Source organism: Paracoccus sediminilitoris, from assembly GCF_003259195.1.
GTDB lineage: Bacteria > Pseudomonadota > Alphaproteobacteria > Rhodobacterales > Rhodobacteraceae > Paracoccus > Paracoccus sediminilitoris.
On sequence record NZ_QJPK01000004.1, the window covers coordinates 49,538 to 66,320 of the forward strand.

A 16,783-nucleotide genomic window follows, 5' to 3' on the forward strand; every position below is an offset into this window, starting at 1 on the left:
CAGGTCGGTGGCGGGATCAGATCCCGGCTTCGATGATCGCCCGCGCCAGCACCGGCACCGTGTCGGTGTTCAGCCCCGCGATGTTCAGCCGCGAATCGCCCACCATGTAGATGCCCGCGTCGCGCTTCAGCGTCTCGACCTGTTCGGTCGTGGCCCCCAGGCGAGAGAACATGCCGCGATGATGTTCGATGAAATCGAAACGGTCGCTGCCCGATAGCTGGCGCAGTTCGGATGCCAGCTGCGTGCGCAGGCCCAGCATGGTGTTGCGCACCTCTTCCAGTTCGGCGGCCCAATCGGCACGCAGGGCGTCGTCGGTCAGGATGGTGCTGACGATGCGCGCGCCGTGGTCGGGCGGGAAGGAATAGTTCTGGCGGTTCAGATAGGCCAGCGAGCCTTGGGTCAGGTCGCGCGTCGCCGTGTTGTCGGTCAGCGCCATCAGGATGCCGGTGCGTTCACGATAGATGCCGAAATTCTTGCTGCAGGATGCGGCGATCAGCACCTGCGGCAGGCGCTTGGCGATCATGCGGGTCGCGGCGGCATCGGCGTCCAGGCCGTCGCCAAAGCCCTGATAGGCCAGGTCGATCAGCGGGATCGCCCCGGATTTTTCCAGGATCGCGGCGACTTCCTCGAACTGTTCCAGCGTCAGGTTGGCGCCGGTCGGGTTGTGGCAGCAGCCGTGCAGCAGGACGATGTCGTCCTTCTTGGCCTTCGAGATGTCGGCCTTCATCGCCTCGAAATCGACGCCGCGGGTTTCGGCATCGAAATAGGCGTATTCGACGAAGGGCAGGCCCATGAACTTCATGATCGACAGGTGGTTGGGCCAGGTCGGGTTCGACACGAAGATTGTCACGTCGGGATTGGCCAGACGCGCCAGTTCCAGCGCCTGGCGGATGGCCCCCGTGCCCCCCACCGTCGCGACCGAGGCCAGACGGTCGGCGGGCACGTCGCCCAGCACCATCTGCGCCATGGAATTGCGATATTCGGCTTCGCCCGCAAGGCTGGTATAGGCCTTGGTCGTCTGGCTTTCCCAGATGCGCTGTTCAGCCGCCTTGACCGCCCGCATGACCGGCGTCACGCCCTGCGGGTCCTTATAGACGCCGACCCCAAGGTCGATCTTGCCCTGTCGGGTGTCGGCCTTGAATTCCTCGATCAGCATCAGGATCTTGTCGGGGGCTTGGGCTTTGAGGTTGGACAGCATCTTCAGGCGTCTCCGGTTGCGATGTTCAGGTCGGCGAAGCTGCCCCATTCGGTCCAGCTGCCGTCGTAGAGTGAGTGAGTGCGATGCCCCAGCCGTTCCAGCGCCATCGACAGGATCGCCGCCGTCACGCCGCTGCCGCAGGTGGTGATGGCGGGCTGGGTCAGATCGACGCCCGCGGCATCGAAACGGGCACGCAGGGCGTCGGTATCGACCATCGTGCCATCCGCGTTGAAGAGCCGCGGCCAAGGCAGGTTGCGCGATCCGGGGATGTGGCCCGAACGCAGGCCCGCGCGGGGTTCGGGCGTTTCGCCGCGGAAACGGTCGGGGCTGCGGGCGTCGATGATCTGATGATCGCCCAGCTTGCTGGCCGCCGCCACCTGCGTTACGTCGCGTACAAGGCCCGCCTGACGCTGCACGGTGATGTGGCGGTCGCGCATGACGGGGGGCATATCCTCGACCGGGCGGCCTTCGGCGCGCCACTTGGCGAAGCCGCCATCCAGCACCGCGACGTCGGTCTTGCCCATCAGGCGCATGGTCCACCAGACGCGGAAGGCGCTGTGGACGTCGGAATTGTCATAGATGACCATCTGGTGCCCGTCGCCGATGCCCATCGCGCGCATGCGGCTGATGAACATCTCGACCGGGGGGGCCATGTGCGGCAGGGCGCTGCGCTTGTCGCTGATGGCGTCGATGTCGAAGAAACGGGCGGCGGGAATATGGGCGGCGTCATATTCGGCGCGCGCGTCGCGCCCGGCATCCGGCATGTGCCAGCTGGCGTCGATGATCCGCAGGTCGGGGTCGTTCAGATGCGCCGCCAGCCAGTCGGTCGAGACCAGAGTTTTCGGATCGTCCTGCATTGCGGCCCCCCTTGCTGCGCCGCCCCGATTTACAGGGCCAGCGCCTGCGCTGCAATGCCGCAAGGCCTACCCTTGCTTCAGAAGCCGCTGTTTCTGGCGTCCCCAGTCGCGTTTGGCGCTGGTTTCCCGCTTGTCATGGTTCTTTTTGCCCTTGGCGATGCCGATCTTCAGCTTCACCATGCCACGATGGTTGAAATACATCACCAGTGGAACAAGGGTCATCCCCTCGCGGCCCGTGGCCTGCCACATGCGGGCCAGTTCGCGCTTGCTGACCAGCAGCTTGCGGCGGCGGCGCGCCTCGTGGCCGAAGACCCCGGCGCGCAGCAGGGGCGCGATATAGCCGTTGATCAGCCACAATTCGCCATCCTCGACCGAGGCGTAGCTTTCGGCGATGTTGGATTGCCCGACCCGCAGGGACTTCACCTCGGACCCGGTCAGCATGATGCCCACCTCGAGATCGCTCTCGATGAAATAGTCAAAGCGTGCGCGCCGGTTCTCGGCGATCACCTTGTAGTTCTTGCTGTCATCGTCCTTGGCCATAGGGCTGTCAGATAGGGTTGCGGGCGGCCTGTGTAAAGATGGATGGAACGCAGAGGGGAAAAAGACATGTTCGAACAGATCGCCATCGGATCGCTGATGATGGTCGCCAGCGTCATCCTGTCGGGCATGACCTTCTGGCTGCTTGAACTGGCCTTCGCGCGGTCCACCCATTGGCTGGTCAAGCCGCCGCATCGGCTGAAGCTGTTCGTGGTGGTCATCGGAACGGCGCTTGGGGTAATGGCGATGGTCACGCTGTCGGTCTGGCTTTGGGCGGTGGTGCTGTACCTGCTGGGGCATTTTGCGGGGTTCGAGCTGGCGATGTATTTCACCTTGGTCACCTTCACCACGCTTGGCTATGGTGACGTGCTGATGCCCGCGGAATGGCGCATCCTGGGCGGGCTGGTGGCGGTGAACGGGCTGGTGGTTTTCGGCCTGACCACCGCCATGATGGTAGAGGCGCTGCGCCATGTCCGCATCCGGCAGATCGAGTTCCTGAAGGGATGACCCGCACTATGAAACCCGGACCGCGCAATCTGATCACGGATGTGGCGGGCCTGCGGGTCGGCCATGCTGCCCATGCCGCGCTGAAATCCGGCGTGACGGTGCTGACCGCCGACGCCCCCTTCTCGGCAGGGGTTCACGTGATGGGCGGCGCCCCCGGCACGCGCGAGACCGACCTTCTGGCGCCCGACAAGCTGGTGCAGGCGGTCGATGCGCTGGTCCTGTCGGGGGGATCGGCCTTCGGGCTGGCGGCCTGCGACGGCGTGGCGGATGCGCTGCGCCGCGCGGGACGGGGCCATGCGGTCGGACCGGTACGCGTGCCCATCGTGCCGGGGGCGATCTGCTTTGACCTGCTGAACGGCGGCGACAAGGATTGGGAGGAAAACCCCTATCCCGCCCTGGGCCGCCAGGCATGGCAGGATGCCGCCAGCGGTTTCGCCATCGGCAGCGTCGGCGCGGGCACCGGGGCGATGACGGGGCGGTTGAAGGGAGGGCTGGGATCGGCCTCGGCGGTGCTGGACAGCGGCATCACGGTCGGCGCGCTGGTGGTGGTGAACGCCCTGGGGCATGCCAATATCGACGGCAGTCCCCATTTCTGGGCCGCGCCTTGGGAACTGGATGCTGAATTCGGCGGGCTGGGCCTGCCCGCGATCTTCCCGGCCGCCATGGAACCGATCCTTGGCAAGACCCTGGGTCAGGCGACCACCATCGCCATCGTCGCCACCGACGCCGCGCTGGACAAGGCGGGGTTGCAGCGGCTGGCGATCGTGGCCCATGACGGCATGGCGCGCGCGCTGGTGCCCAGCCACACGCCGCTGGACGGGGATCTGGTCTTTGCGGTCTCGACCGGTGCGCGGGCCATGCGGGATGACGGGACCGATCCCTTTGTTTTGGGACACGCGGCTGCCTGCACCTTGGCGCGGGCGATTGCGCGCGCTGTTCATGCGGCGCGCCCCGCACCGGGCGACCTGCAATCCTGCTGGTGCGATCTGCCCGCATCCGATCGGTCGAATGACCCGGAAAAATGAAGAAAGGGGCAGCGCACCGGTAAATGCGCCGCCCCACACAGAGAAAGATCATCAAGAGGGAAGCCTGATGATTCCATCCCGAACGCATCACCCCGGCATCGGGTTTCATGCGAAATTGCACCCTGTCAGGCTAGGACCGCGTCTTTGGAACGCGCCGGGGCACCGACGGTTATGCATGACAGATATCTGCCCGAAACACTGCGCAAGGATAGTCCGATGACCTCTGGCACCACAGACCTAAAGACATTGCTGAAAGACCCGTCGCTTCTGGAAACCCGCGCCTATGTCGCGGGCGAATGGATGGATGCGCCCGACGGCGCGACCTTCGACGTCATGAACCCGGCGCGGGGCGACGTGATCGCCAAGGTGGCCGACATGGGCCGGGCGCAGGTCTCGCGCGCCATCGATGCCGCCGAGGCCGCGATGAAGGATTGGGCGGCGCGTCCGGCCAAGGAACGCGCCCAGGTGATGCGCAAATGGTATGACCTGATGATGCAGAATCAGGACGACCTGGGGACCATCATGACCGCCGAACAGGGCAAGCCCCTGGCCGAAGCCAAGGGCGAGGTCGCCTATGGCGCCAGCTTCATCGAATGGTTCGGCGAAGAGGCCAAGCGCATTTACGGCGAAACCATTCCCGGCCATCAGGCCGACAAGCGCTTGACCGTGATCCGACAGCCCATCGGCGTCGTGGGCAGCATCACACCCTGGAACTTTCCCAATGCCATGATCGCCCGCAAGGCCGGCCCCGCGCTGGCGGTAGGCTGCGGCTTTGTCGCCCGCCCCGCGCGGGAAACGCCGCTGTCGGCCCTGGCGATGGCGGTTTTGGGCGAACGCGCGGGCATGCCCAAGGGCATCCTTTCGGTCGTCACATCGTCGAAATCCAGCGATGTGGGCAAGGAATTCTGCGAAAACCCCAAGGTCCGCAAGCTGACCTTCACCGGCTCGACCGAGGTGGGCCGCATTCTGCTGCGTCAGGCCGCCGATCAGGTGATGAAATGCAGCATGGAGTTGGGCGGCAACGCGCCCTTCATCGTCTTCGACGACGCCGATCTGGATGCCGCCGTCGAAGGGGCGATGGCGTCGAAATTCCGCAACAACGGCCAGACCTGCGTCTGCGCCAACCGCATCTATGTGCAGGCGGGGGTCTATGACGCCTTCGCCGAAAAGCTGGCGGCGGCGGTGGCCAAGCTGAAGGTCGGCGACGGGCTGGAGGATGGCGTGACCACCGGCCCGCTGATCAACCAGGACGCTGTCGACAAGGTTCAGGAGCATATTCGCGACATCAAGGACAATGGCGGCCAGGTCCTGACCGGCGGCAAACCCATGGAGGGGCTGTTCTTCGAACCCACCGTTGTCACCGGCGTCACCGACAGCATGAAGGTCGCGACCGAGGAAACCTTCGGGCCCCTGGCCCCCCTGTTCAAGTTCGACACCGAGGAAGAGGCCATCGCCAAGGCCAATGACACGATCTTCGGACTGGCCTCCTATTTCTATGCCCGCGACATCGGCCGCATCACCCGCGTCCAGGAGGGGCTGGAATACGGCATCGTCGGCGTGAATACGGGCCTGATCTCGACCGAGGTGGCCCCTTTCGGCGGCGTCAAGCAGTCGGGGCTGGGCCGTGAAGGCAGCCATCATGGCATCGATGATTATCTGGAAATGAAATACATCTGCCTGTCGGTGTGACAGATTTCCCACAAAATGCCCGATCGCGAAATTTCACGGGAACGTAAAGCGCGGCCGGGACTTTTGACTCGGAAGGGTCACCAAATGTGGTGGTCGCAGATTTCTTGATCAAGGGGACTACTCATGGAAGGTATCGGCTGGATTCTCGCCATCATTCTGGGCGCGCTGGCAGGTTGGATCGCCGAAAAGGTGATGAAATCCAACATGGGCCTGCTGATGAACATCGTCGTCGGCATCATCGGCGCGCTGATCGGTAATTTCCTGTTCGACCTGGTGCTTGGCACCAGCGCCGAAGGCAGCATCATCGGTCAGCTGATCATCGCCGTCATCGGCGCCTGTATTCTGATCTGGCTGGTTCGCCTGGTGCGCGGCCGCACCTGATCGGCGCAGGATCGGAAACGACAAAAGGCCGGCATTGCGCCGGCCTTTTTCATGTCTGACTGCCTGTCGGCGGACCGGATCGCCTCAGCGATCGTCGTCCTCGTCGTCATCCTTGCTGTCGGGCAGGTTGAAGAAGCTTTCGGCATCCAGAGGCGCCTCGGGCTTTTCGTCTTCGTCGCGGCTGAGGCTGAAGTTTTCCAGACCCGCGATCGAGGACGGCAGGCGCGGTTCCTCGGACATTGCTAACGAGGTCTCGGTGCTGACCAGCTTGCGACGCTCGTCGTCGGTCATCACGATGCCCTCGGCTGCGCGCTTCTTGGCGGCCTTCTGGACGGCGGCGTCCAGTTCGGTCTGGCGGCACAGGCCCAGGGCGACCGGGTCGATCGGCTGGATGTTCTGAATGTTCCAGTGGGTCCGTTCGCGGATCGAACCGATGGTCGGCTTGGTCGTGCCCACCAGCTTGGCGATCTGGGCATCGGCCAGTTCCGGGTGGAACTTGACCAGCCACAGGATGGCCGCCGGACGGTCCTGACGCTTGGACAGGGGGGTATAGCGCGGGCCGCGACGCTTTTCCTCGCCTTCCGAGGCGGGATTGTGCTTGAGGCGCAATTTGTAGGTGGGGCTGGCCTCGGCGCGCTCGATCTCGGCTGCGTCCAGCTGCAACGAGCCGATCGGGTCGAAACCCTTCACGCCAGCTGCGACATCGCCATCGGCGATGCCCTGGACCTCAAGCTCGTGCAGACCGCAGAAATCACCGATCTGCTTGAAGCTCAGCGTCGTGTTATCGACCAGCCAGACGGCGGTGGCCTTGGCCATCAGCGGCTTGCTCATGTCAGTCTCCTTCGCATGTCTGTCCCGAACATAGGGGCTTACGCCGGAAAAACGGCTTTGGCGGACGCCATTCCTCGTTCTCGGGGGGGAATTGCCGCGTGATATAGCGTTTCCGGCCCCCGGAGAAAAGAGGATTCGCGCAGATCGCGGGTGCAACGCCCGCGGCACCGCGCTAACCTGCCCCCATGCGCGCCTTCATTCCCGCCCTTGTGGCCCTGCTGATCCCCCTGCCCCTGGCGGCCCGCGATATCGCCGGGCAGTTCGATTACTATGTCCTGGCGCTCAGTTGGCAGCCGTCATGGTGCAGCAGCACGGGCGATGCCCGCGACGCGAAGGAATGCGATGTGGGCACCGGGCGCGACTTCAGCGTCCATGGGCTTTGGCCGCAATATGAACGGGGCTGGCCCGATTACTGCCAGACGCGCGAACGCGACCCGTCGCGGCGCGAAAGCCAGGCCATGGCCGATGTAATGGGGTCCGGCGGGCTGGCCTGGCACCAGTGGCAGAAGCATGGCCGCTGTTCGGGGCTGTCGGCGGCGGATTATTTCCAGGCGACGCGTGACGCGCTGGACGCGATCACCATCCCTGCGGTCTTTGACGACCTGGCCCGCGACATCGCCGTGCCGCCCGCGGTCATCGAGGAGGCCTTCATCGAGGTGAACCCGGACCTGACGCGCGACGCGATCACCGTCGCCTGCCGCGACGACGTCCTGACCGAGGTGCGGATCTGCCTGACCCGCGACCTGCAGCCAAGGGATTGCGCCCCCGATGCCCGCCGCGACTGCAGCCGCCGCAGCGTCCTAATGGAATCGGTGCGCTGACCGCCGATCAGTCGGCTTCGGCGACCTTCAGGACGATCTTGCCGATATGGCCGCTGGATTCCATCCGGCGATGGGCATCGGCCGCGTCTGTCAGGTCAAATTCGCTGTCGATGGTCACCGCCACCGAACCTGCGGCGATCATCGGCCACAGCTTCTTGCGGATCTCGTCGGCGATCTCGGCCTTGGCGACGTCGGATTGGGGCCGCAGGGTCGAGCCGGTCACGGTCAGGCGGTTCATCATGATATGGGCAAAATTCAGTTCGACCTTGGGCCCTTCCAAAAAGGCGATCATCACCAGACGGCCATCCTTGGCCAGACTGGCAATGTTGCGCGGGATATAGCTGCCGCCCACCATGTCCAGGATCAGGTCTGCCCCGCCCGCGCCGGTCAGGATTTTGGTGAAATCCTGCGTCTTGTAGTTGATGGCCGTGGCACCCAGGTCCTCGACCGCCTTGCATTTGTCATCGCTGCCCGCCGTGGCAAAGACGCGCGCGCCAAGCGCATGGGCGATCTGGATGGCCATCATGCCGATGCCGGACGTGCCCCCATGCACCAGGAACCGTTCCCCGCCTGTCAATTGGCCGCGCTGGACGACATTCGACCAGACGGTGAAAGCCGTTTCCGGCAGGCAGGCACCCTCCCTCATCGACAGGCCCTCGGGGATGCGCAACGCGTGGTCGGCGTGGCAGACGGCGTATTCGGAATACCCCCCGCCCGGCAGCAGGGCGCAGACCTTTTCGCCCTTCTTCCAGCGCGTGACCCCGGCGCCCATGCCCACGATCTCGCCCGAGGCTTCCAGTCCCGGCAGGTCGGATGCCCCCGGCGGCGGCGCATAGGCGCCCGCGCGCTGCAGGCAATCGGGACGGTTCACGCCGGCATAGGCGATCTTGATCAGGATCTGGTCGTGGCAAGGAACGGGCACGGGACGCGTCACCTTGCGCAGCACGTCAGGGCCGCCGGCCGAGGCGATCTCGATCGCGGTCATCGAATCAGGGAACATGGTCTCTCCTTAATGGGTCTTGCCGGGCAGCGGTTTGGCGCGGGGCGCCCGGATCCAGCCGAAGGCGGCCTTGGTCAACGCCTCGGCCCCCGGCAGACTACGCAGACGCGCCTTGATGGTTTCAAAATTCATCACCCCGTCGATGCGGCGGTCGATGAAGGCGCGGGTTTCGGCATGGTCGGGCGAATCGTCGCCCAGCCAGAACAGCACGCTGGCCGAGATCACTGCCGAAAGCGTCGCCCGCTTGGAATACCAGTTCACGTCATCGGCCCGGTCGCCCAGCCCCGTCCAGATGACATCGGCGGTTTCCCAGACCAGCCGCGCGGCAAGGGCGGCGTTCTGCGGCAGGGCCAGCGTCGATGCGCCCGCCCGCACCAGTTCCGGGTCGACCAGTTGCAGCCGGCGCCAGACGGCCTGGGCCACGCGGTCGCGGAACCGTCCCTCGGGCGGGGATTCGGCCAGCGATTCCTGCAATTTGCGATCCGCGCGCCGGTGATAGGCGGCGGCAAGCCCCGCGCCCCCTTGGGGGAAATGCACCCGCACCAGCGCGGGCGACATGCCGATATCGCGGGCGCCCGCCATCAGGGCGATATCGTTCATGCCTTCGAAAGGGACATGGGTCAGGGCGGCATCAAGAAGGGCTTCGCGGTCGGTCTGGGTCATGGCACACCTATCTGGACAAACGCGCCCACGGCTGTTAGGGGGACGCTTCCTGCAATCTTGCAACTCTAACCTAGGAAGGTGGTGACAACCACATGCAGGTCAATGTTCGCGACAACAACGTCGAGCAAGCGCTCCGCGCCCTGAAGAAGAAACTTCAGCGCGAAGGTGTCTTCCGTGAAATGAAGCTTCGGCAACATTTCGAGAAGCCGTCGGTCAAGAAAGCCCGTGAAAAGGCCGAGGCCGTCCGCCGTGCCCGCAAGCTGGCCCGTAAAAAGGCACAGCGCGAAGGCGCACTGTAAGACGACGCGTTCAGCGTTATCGAAAAACCCCCGCGGCACCATGTCGCGGGGGTTTTACGTTGTGATCACAGCGCATTGCGGGGCATCGGCAGGGTACCGCGGTTGTAATCGGCCCAATCGGTGATCTCGGGATAGAACTGCTTGCGCCAGGCGCGCACGAGCGGGTTCATCCTGCGGCGCCACAGCGGCGGCACCATCGCGATGAAGGTCATTGTCGGATAGCCGCGCGGCAATTGCGGGGCCTGGTCCTTTCCATAGGTCTGCAGCAGGGGAAAGCGGCGGTCGGGCTTGTAATGGTGGTCCGAATGGCGCTGCAGGTTGATCAGCAGCCAGTTCGAGGCCTTGTGGCTGGCATTCCAGCTGTGCCGCGGCAGGATATGTTCATAGCGCCCATCCCCCAGATGCTTGCGCGACAGGCCGTAATGTTCGACGTAATTCGTCAGCTCCAGCTGCCAGACGGCGATGAAGGCCTGAAAGGCGAACAGCCCCAGCCCCGCCCAACCGCCAAGGATCAGCGCCAGCGCCAGCATGGCCAGCTGCAGCGCCGCATAGCGCCAGAACGGGTTGCGCCGGTCCAGGGGGCTGCGCCCCGCGCGGGCCAGCATCCGCGTTTCAGCCCGCCATGCGCTGCGCGGGCCATCGGCCAGAACACGGATGAAGAACCGATAGAAGCCCTCGTTATAGCGGGCCGAAACAGCATCGCGCGGGGTCGAGACCCAGGAATGATGCACCAGCAGGTGTTCCGTCCTGAAATGCGAATAAAGCACGCTGGCCAGCAGCAGATCGCCCAGCCAGCGTTCCAGCGCGGTCTTCTGGTGCAGCAATTCGTGGGCATAGACGATGCCGATGCTGCCCGACAGGACGCCGATGCCGAAGAACAGGCCCAGCTGTTCCCAGCCCGACAGATGGCCCGTCGCCCGGACATACCAGATCGATCCGAAGATCGCCGCGAATTGCAGCGGAAACCAGATGATGGTGATGGCGCGGTGCCAGAACAGCTGCGCCGTTTCAGTCTGCGGGTCGGGGTTCTCGTCGTTCGTCCCAAGGATGCCGTCCAGCACCGTGGTCAGGTACCAGGCATAGAGCGGCAGCAACGCCCACCACATGCCACCCCTGATGGCTGCCAAGGCCACCAGAGGGATCATCAGTGCCGACATCCAGAAAGGAGCGGCGGGGGGAAGGCGTCGGTCTGGTGAATCGCTCATGCCCGCGATGCTACGCGGCGATTTCGCTTTGCGCCATATCCCAGACCTTGCGCATCAGTCCCGGCAATGCATCGCGGTCGATCTGACGCAGGGGAATCAGCTGGCCGCGTTCGGGATTGCCGGTCAGATCGCCGATCATCACCGTCAGGGTCAGGCTGAAATGGGTGAAGACGTGGCGCACCTCGCCGATGGGGCGCCAATCCGCCGGGCCGGGGGGCGGCAGGTCGCGCCCGTCCCACCCCGCCGAGGGGAAGCCCGTCGTCCCCCCCAGCAAGCCCTTGGCCGGCCGCTCCTCCAGCAGGATGCGGTCGCCGCTGCGCGCGATCCAAGCGATGCCGCCGCGTTCGGGCTTGGGGGCCTTGGGGGTCTTGGCGGGCAGGTCGGCGGCGATGCCCTGCGCGCGGGCATCGCAGGAAGCGGACAGCGGGCAGATGACGCAGGCGGGCTTGCGCGGGGTGCAGATCGTGGCGCCAAGATCCATCATCGCCTGCGCGTAATCGCCGGGGCGGGTTCGGGGCGTCAGGGTCTCGGCAAGGGCCGTCAGTTCCGGCTTGGACCGCGGCAGCGGCGTGCGGACCGCGAACAGGCGCGACACCACGCGCTCCACATTGCCGTCCACCACGGTTTCCGGCAGGTCGAAGGCGATCGCCGCCACCGCCGCCGAGGTATAGGCCCCCACCCCCGGCAGTTCGCGCAACCCCTCACGCGTGTCGGGAAAACCGCCGCGTTCGCACACCGCCCGCGCGCAGGCCAGCAGGTTGCGGGCGCGGGCATAATAGCCAAGCCCCGCCCATTCGCCCATCACCTGTGCATCGGGCGCCGCGGCCAGGTCCTGGACGGTGGGCCAGATGCGCGTAAATCGAAGGAAGTATTCCTTGACGGCAGCCACGGTCGTCTGTTGCAACATCACCTCGGACAACCAGACGCGATAGGGGTCGGCGGGCGCGCCCCCCGGCGGCACGCGCCATGGCAAGACGCGGGCATGGCGGTCGTACCAGTCCAGCAGCGTTTCTGCGATCACCTTGCTGTCACGCAATTATGTGGCCTCGTGTGAATGGGTGCGCTTTCATCCTTGCCGTTGGCTGGCTAAGACTATGGGCGTGATAACAGATCATGGAACGATGGCACAGGCACCCGGACCCACATATTCCAAGACCCGTCGTCGCAGCCGCGGCTTTCAGGCGGCGTCATCGCTGCTGGCCACCCGTGTCCAGAAGGCGGCTGAGGGTCGCGGCTTTGCCGTTGCCCGCCTGCTGACCCATTGGCCCGAGATCGCCGGCCCCCAGCTGGCCGCAGCCACCCGGCCCGTCAAGATCAGCCACAGCCGCGGTGCCTTCGGGGCGACGCTGACCCTGCTGACGACCGGCCCCATGGCACCGATGGTGGAGATGCAGCTGCCGACGCTGCGCGACAAGGTGAATGCTTGCTATGGCTATAATGCCATCCAGCGCATCACCCTGACCCAGACCGCCGCCAGCGGCTTTGCCGAAGGCCATGCCAGCTTTTCCCACGCGCCGAAGCCCCCCAAGGCCCCCGACCCTACCAAGGTCGCCCAAGCTGACAGCATCGGCGCGCAGTTTACCGACCCGACATTGGCGCAGGCCATGGCCACGCTGGCCCTGAACGTCGCCACCAGACAATCCCGCAAGCCCTGATCCGACAAGACCCGAAAGGACTTCCCATGTTTCTCCGCTCTGCCGTGACCGTTTTCGCGCTGGCCCTGGCCGCCCCCGTGATGGCGCAGGATGCCCCCGAAACCCTGCCCGACATCGCCCTGGGCGCCGAGGATGCGCCCCTGACCATCGTCGAATATGCCAGCTTCACCTGCGGGCATTGCGCCAATTTCCACAAGGATGTCTTTCCGCAGCTGAAGGCGGATTACATCGACACCGGCAAGGTCAAGTTTGTCCAGCGCGACATCTATTTCGATCAGCCCGGCCTTTGGGCAGGCATCATGGCCCGCTGCGGCGAGGGCGAGAAGTTCTATCCCGTCGCCGACATGCTGTTCGATGAACAGCAGGAATGGCTGTCGGGCGGTTCGGGCGACGAAGTGGCCGCGAACCTGCGCAAGATCGGCCTGAAGGCCGGCATGACCGATGACCAGATGACCGCCTGCTGGGACGACACCGCCAAGGTGGAACAGCTGATCGCGACCTTCCAGGAAAACGCCAAGGCCGACGATATCCAGGCGACCCCGACCTTCATCATCGGCGGCGAGACCGTGCCGAACCAGGCCTGGGACAGCATGAAGGAGATCATCGACTCCAAGCTGGCCGAAGCCGACACCGGAACGGAAGCCGCCGACCAGTGACAGCACCACTGGCCGGCCTGAAGGTCGTCGAACTTGCGCGCATTCTGGCCGGCCCCTGGGCCGGTCAGATCCTGGCCGATCTGGGCGCGCAGGTCATCAAGGTCGAATCCCCCCAAGGCGATGACACGCGACGTTGGGGGCCGCCCTTCATCGACCATCAGGGCGACCGCAGTGCCGCCTATTTCCACGCTGCCAATCGCGGCAAGCAGTCGGTCATCGCCGATTTCACGACCCCGCAGGGGCAGCAGAAGGTCCGCGACCTGGTCGCCGATGCCGATATCCTGATCGAGAATTTCAAGGTCGGCGGACTGGCCAAATACGGGCTGGACCATGCCAGCCTGTCGGCGCTGAACCCCCGGCTGATCTATTGTAGCGTGACGGGGTTCGGGCAGACCGGCCCCTATGCCCATCGCGCAGGCTATGACTTCATCATCCAGGGCATGTCCGGCATGATGAGCGTGACGGGCGACCCCGCAGGCCAGCCCCAGAAGGTCGGCGTCGCGGTCACCGACATCTTAACCGGCGTCTATGCCGCGGTCGGCATCCTGGCCGCGCTGCAACAGCGCCAGCGGACCGGGCGCGGCCAGCACGTGGACATGGCGCTGATGGACGTGGCGACCTCGGTCATGGCCAATCAGGCGATGAATTACCTGACGACGGGGAATGTGCCGGGGCGGATGGGCAATGCCCACCCCAATCTGGTCCCCTATGCCGTCTTCGATTGCGCGGATGGCTGGATCATCATCGCCACCGGCAACGACGCGCAATATCGCAGGCTCTGCACGGTACTGGGCCTGCCCGCGCTGGCCGATGCCCCGGCTTATGCGACCAATGCCGACCGCATCGCCAACCGCGACACGCTCAGCGATCTGCTATATTCGGTCACCGTCACCTGGCCGCGCGACCGGCTGTTGGCCGCGCTGGAGGATCAGGGCATTCCCGCCGGGCCCATCAACGACATGGCCGATGTCTTTGCCGATCCGCAGGTGATCGCCCGCAAGATGCGCATCGATCCCCAGGGCGTTCCAGGCCTGCGCCTGCCGATCACCTTTTCGGATGCGGAACTGTCGCTGGACCGGGCATCACCCGGCCTTGGACAGGACGACTGACGGTCCCTTCCCGACGCGATCGTTGATTTCCGCCTGCCGTCGCGGCAATCTGCGCGTGCGGCATTGCGCCGCGAAGCTTGGCAGGGACAGGGGCAGCATGTTTTCGGAATTCAAGACCTTCATCGCCCGCGGCAACGTCATCGAATTGGCGGTCGGCATCATCATCGGGGCGGCCTTTACGGCCATCGTGAACTCGGTCGTGGTCGACCTGATCAACCCGATCATCGGCTTGCTGACCGGAGGCGTCGATTTCACCGACAAATACGTGGTCCTGTCCGGCGAGGTTCCCGCCGGTGCCAGCCTCGAGGTCGCGCGCACATCCGGCGCGGCCATCTTCGCCTACGGCGCCTTCGCCATGGCGGTCCTCAACTTCCTGATCATCGCCTGGGTGGTCTTTCTGATCGTGCGCTTGGTCAACAAGCTGCAATCGCGCATCGTCCCGGCCAAAGAGGCCGCCGAGGAAGCCCCCGCCGGCCCCAGCCAGGAAGAACTGCTGGCCCAGATCCGCGACCTTCTGGCCGCGCGGGCCTGATCAGGTCATCCGACCGGCAGGGGGCCGCGCCGCATGACGCGACGCGATCCCTTAACATCACTGATCCAACAGGGCTTCCGGCGTGATCGCGTCCAGCCCCAGGGCCTGCCCCACCGGGACGGATGTCAGCTGCCCCTCATGCGTGGACAGGCCAGCGCGCAGATGCGGGTCATCGGTGATCGCCTGACGCCATCCCTTGTCGGCCAAGGCCAGCAGATGCGGCATGGTGACGTTGCCAAGGGCCTGCGTGGCGGTGCGGGCCACGGCGCCCGGCATATTCGCCACGCAGTAATGCACGATCCCGTCGACCTCATAGATCGGGTCCTGGTGGGTCGTGGCACGCGAGGTTTCAAAACAGCCGCCCTGGTCGATGGCCACGTCCACCAGCACCGAACCCTGCGGCATCAGCGACAGCTGCGCGCGGCCGACTAGCTTGGGCGCGGCGGCACCGGGGATCAGCACCGCGCCGATCACCATGTCGGCGGTCGTGATGGCGGCCTCGGTCGCGGCGGCGCTGGCGAATTGCGTGGTCAGCTTGCCCATGAAGATGTCGTCCAGATAGGATAGCCGCGGCACCGACCGGTCCATGACCGTCACGTTCGCCCCCATCCCGACAGCCACACGGGCCGCCGCCGCACCGACGACGCCGCCGCCGATGATGACGACATTCGCAGGACGCACGCCCGGCACGCCTCCCATCAGAACGCCCCGCCCGCCATTGGCCTTTTGCAAGGCCCAGGACCCGACCTGCGGGGCCAGACGGCCCGCGACCTCGGACATGGGCGCCAGCAGCGGCAGCCCGCCGCGCGCATCGGTCACGGTCTCATAGGCGATGGCAGTGACGCCGCTGTCCAGCAGGTCGCGGGTTTGGTCGGCATCGGGCGCAAGGTGCAGATAGGTGAACAGGATCTGGCCCTTGCGCAGCATCTTGCGTTCACCCGCCTGCGGTTCCTTGACCTTGATGACCAGATCCGCTGCGTCAAATACCGAAGCCGCGTCGGGCGCGATCTTTGCGCCGGCTTTCAGGTAATCCTCGTCGGTGAAGCCCGCACCGATCCCGGCGCCGGTCTGGACCAGCACCTGGTGACCGCGGCCCACGGCCTCGGTCGCGGCGGCGGGGGTCAGGCCGACGCGGAATTCCTGCGGCTTGATTTCCTTGGGGCATCCGATCTTCATGGCACTCCTCCCAGAGTTCTTGATGATCCATCCTGCGACGAAGCCGCGCGAATGTGCTGCGAAGCTGTGGCCCATATGGCGACAACGCGCGAAGATTCCACTGGAATGCCCTGCCCTTATCGAAGAACCTGCGGCCATGGCCGAACTTGACGCAATAGACCGACGAATCCTTGCCCTTCTGCAATCCGAAGGGCGAATCAGCAATGCCGAACTGGCGCTGCGCGTTCACCTGTCGCCATCGGCCTGCCACCGCCGCGTGCAGCGGCTGGAGGAGGCGGGCGTCATCTCGGGCTATGTCGCATTGCTGGATGCGCGGGCGCTGCGCCGCCAGACGACCGTCTTCGTCGAAATCACCCTTTCGGGCCAAGCGGACGAGGTTCTGGACGCCTTCGAAAAGGGCGTGCGTGCCATTCCCGACGTGCTGGAATGCCACCTGATGGCGGGCACGGCGGATTATCTGCTGAAGATCGTGGTCGAGGATACCGACGATTTCGCCCGCATCCACCGCCAGCACCTGTCGCGCCTGCCGGGCGTGGCGCAGATGCATTCCAGCTTTGCCCTGCGGACCGTCTTCCGCACCACCGCTATCCCGGTCTGAAAGGACCCGCCATCCGGAGATGGCGGGTCAAGGTGGCCCCGCCA

20 protein-coding genes are annotated in these 16,783 nt (G+C 65.2%); 11 read left to right on the top strand and 9 right to left on the bottom strand.

From position 1 onward, the window contains the following. Positions 1-16: 16 nt before the first annotated feature. The 3 genes from DKT70_RS06750 to smpB form a co-directional block, all read right to left on the bottom strand. Entirely contained in the window at positions 17-1,198 is a 1,182-nt protein-coding gene (locus DKT70_RS06750) for an amino acid aminotransferase (RefSeq protein ID WP_111558427.1), read from the bottom strand. 2 nt (positions 1,199-1,200) lie between these two features. Continuing rightward, the gene (gene sseA / locus DKT70_RS06755; RefSeq protein WP_111558428.1) at positions 1,201-2,055 is read right to left on the bottom strand and encodes a 3-mercaptopyruvate sulfurtransferase; all 855 of its coding nucleotides are present in this window, start codon (positions 2,053-2,055) and stop codon (positions 1,201-1,203) included. A gap of 66 nt (positions 2,056-2,121) precedes the next feature. After that, complete coding sequence (smpB, locus tag DKT70_RS06760) at positions 2,122-2,595, bottom strand: SsrA-binding protein SmpB (protein ID WP_072295768.1); 474 nt, start codon at positions 2,593-2,595, stop codon at positions 2,122-2,124. A gap of 66 nt (positions 2,596-2,661) precedes the next feature. Here smpB and DKT70_RS06765 point away from each other — a divergent pair, with 66 nt between their 5' ends. The 4 genes from DKT70_RS06765 (at position 2,662) to DKT70_RS06780 (ending at position 6,194) form a co-directional block, all read left to right on the top strand. After that, a complete protein-coding gene (locus DKT70_RS06765) occupies positions 2,662-3,099 on the top strand; it encodes an ion channel (RefSeq protein WP_233490460.1) in 438 nt (145 codons plus the stop codon). An 8-nt stretch (positions 3,100-3,107) separates the two neighbouring features. After that, positions 3,108-4,124 (top strand): P1 family peptidase, encoded by a 1,017-nt coding sequence (locus DKT70_RS06770; RefSeq protein ID WP_111558429.1) that lies wholly within the window; start codon positions 3,108-3,110, stop codon positions 4,122-4,124. Between the two features lie 216 nt (positions 4,125-4,340). Next, positions 4,341-5,813, top strand: coding sequence for an NAD-dependent succinate-semialdehyde dehydrogenase (locus DKT70_RS06775; RefSeq protein ID WP_111558430.1), 1,473 nt, complete (start codon positions 4,341-4,343; stop codon positions 5,811-5,813). Positions 5,814-5,936: 123 nt separating this feature from the next. Next, positions 5,937-6,194, top strand: coding sequence for a GlsB/YeaQ/YmgE family stress response membrane protein (locus DKT70_RS06780; RefSeq protein WP_111558431.1), 258 nt, complete (start codon positions 5,937-5,939; stop codon positions 6,192-6,194). An 84-nt stretch (positions 6,195-6,278) separates the two neighbouring features. On the opposite strand, the gene DKT70_RS06785 is transcribed toward DKT70_RS06780, so the two are convergent. Continuing rightward, a complete protein-coding gene (locus tag DKT70_RS06785) occupies positions 6,279-7,025 on the bottom strand; it encodes a DUF1013 domain-containing protein (RefSeq protein WP_111558432.1) in 747 nt (248 codons plus the stop codon). A gap of 185 nt (positions 7,026-7,210) precedes the next feature. Here DKT70_RS06785 and DKT70_RS06790 point away from each other — a divergent pair, with 185 nt between their 5' ends. Continuing rightward, positions 7,211-7,846 carry a ribonuclease T2 family protein gene (locus tag DKT70_RS06790; protein ID WP_111558433.1) on the top strand — a complete coding sequence of 212 codons (636 nt, stop codon included), beginning with the start codon at positions 7,211-7,213 and terminating at the stop codon, positions 7,844-7,846. Positions 7,847-7,853: 7 nt separating this feature from the next. On the opposite strand, the gene DKT70_RS06795 is transcribed toward DKT70_RS06790, so the two are convergent. Both DKT70_RS06795 and DKT70_RS06800 read right to left on the bottom strand, forming a co-directional pair. Further along, positions 7,854-8,846 (bottom strand): NAD(P)H-quinone oxidoreductase, encoded by a 993-nt coding sequence (locus tag DKT70_RS06795; RefSeq protein WP_111558434.1) that lies wholly within the window; start codon positions 8,844-8,846, stop codon positions 7,854-7,856. A 9-nt stretch (positions 8,847-8,855) separates the two neighbouring features. Then, the gene (locus DKT70_RS06800; RefSeq protein WP_111558435.1) at positions 8,856-9,509 is read right to left on the bottom strand and encodes a COQ9 family protein; all 654 of its coding nucleotides are present in this window, start codon (positions 9,507-9,509) and stop codon (positions 8,856-8,858) included. 92 nt (positions 9,510-9,601) lie between these two features. Here DKT70_RS06800 and rpsU point away from each other — a divergent pair, with 92 nt between their 5' ends. Next, positions 9,602-9,808: a 30S ribosomal protein S21 gene (gene rpsU / locus DKT70_RS06805; protein ID WP_022705914.1), complete on the top strand. Its 207-nt coding sequence runs from the start codon at positions 9,602-9,604 to the stop codon at positions 9,806-9,808. A gap of 65 nt (positions 9,809-9,873) precedes the next feature. Here the strand turns inward: rpsU and DKT70_RS06810 are convergent, their stop codons facing one another. Then, positions 9,874-11,013 carry an alkane 1-monooxygenase gene (locus DKT70_RS06810; RefSeq protein WP_111558436.1) on the bottom strand — a complete coding sequence of 380 codons (1,140 nt, stop codon included), beginning with the start codon at positions 11,011-11,013 and terminating at the stop codon, positions 9,874-9,876. A gap of 10 nt (positions 11,014-11,023) precedes the next feature. Then, complete coding sequence (locus tag DKT70_RS06815; RefSeq protein ID WP_233490467.1) at positions 11,024-12,031, bottom strand: A/G-specific adenine glycosylase; 1,008 nt, start codon at positions 12,029-12,031, stop codon at positions 11,024-11,026. Between the two features lie 103 nt (positions 12,032-12,134). Between DKT70_RS06815 and DKT70_RS06820 the strand changes: the two genes are divergently transcribed. The 4 genes from DKT70_RS06820 to mscL all read left to right on the top strand — a co-directional run bounded on the left by DKT70_RS06820 (position 12,135) and on the right by mscL (position 14,965). Continuing rightward, positions 12,135-12,668, top strand: a complete 534-nt coding sequence (locus tag DKT70_RS06820; protein WP_111558437.1) for a DUF721 domain-containing protein — start codon at positions 12,135-12,137, stop codon at positions 12,666-12,668. Between the two features lie 26 nt (positions 12,669-12,694). Further along, positions 12,695-13,324, top strand: coding sequence for a DsbA family protein (locus DKT70_RS06825; RefSeq protein WP_111558438.1), 630 nt, complete (start codon positions 12,695-12,697; stop codon positions 13,322-13,324). Further along, the gene (locus DKT70_RS06830) at positions 13,321-14,433 is read left to right on the top strand and encodes a CaiB/BaiF CoA transferase family protein (RefSeq protein ID WP_111558439.1); all 1,113 of its coding nucleotides are present in this window, start codon (positions 13,321-13,323) and stop codon (positions 14,431-14,433) included. The genes DKT70_RS06825 and DKT70_RS06830 overlap by 4 nt, the downstream gene beginning before the upstream one ends. Before the next feature lie 97 nt (positions 14,434-14,530). Beyond that, positions 14,531-14,965, top strand: a complete 435-nt coding sequence (gene mscL / locus DKT70_RS06835) for a large conductance mechanosensitive channel protein MscL (RefSeq protein ID WP_111558440.1) — start codon at positions 14,531-14,533, stop codon at positions 14,963-14,965. 57 nt (positions 14,966-15,022) lie between these two features. On the opposite strand, the gene ald is transcribed toward mscL, so the two are convergent. Then, a complete protein-coding gene (gene ald / locus DKT70_RS06840; RefSeq protein ID WP_111558441.1) occupies positions 15,023-16,141 on the bottom strand; it encodes an alanine dehydrogenase in 1,119 nt (372 codons plus the stop codon). A gap of 136 nt (positions 16,142-16,277) precedes the next feature. Here ald and DKT70_RS06845 point away from each other — a divergent pair, with 136 nt between their 5' ends. Next, a complete protein-coding gene (locus tag DKT70_RS06845) occupies positions 16,278-16,739 on the top strand; it encodes an Lrp/AsnC family transcriptional regulator (protein ID WP_072295970.1) in 462 nt (153 codons plus the stop codon). Positions 16,740-16,783 lie beyond the last annotated feature (44 nt).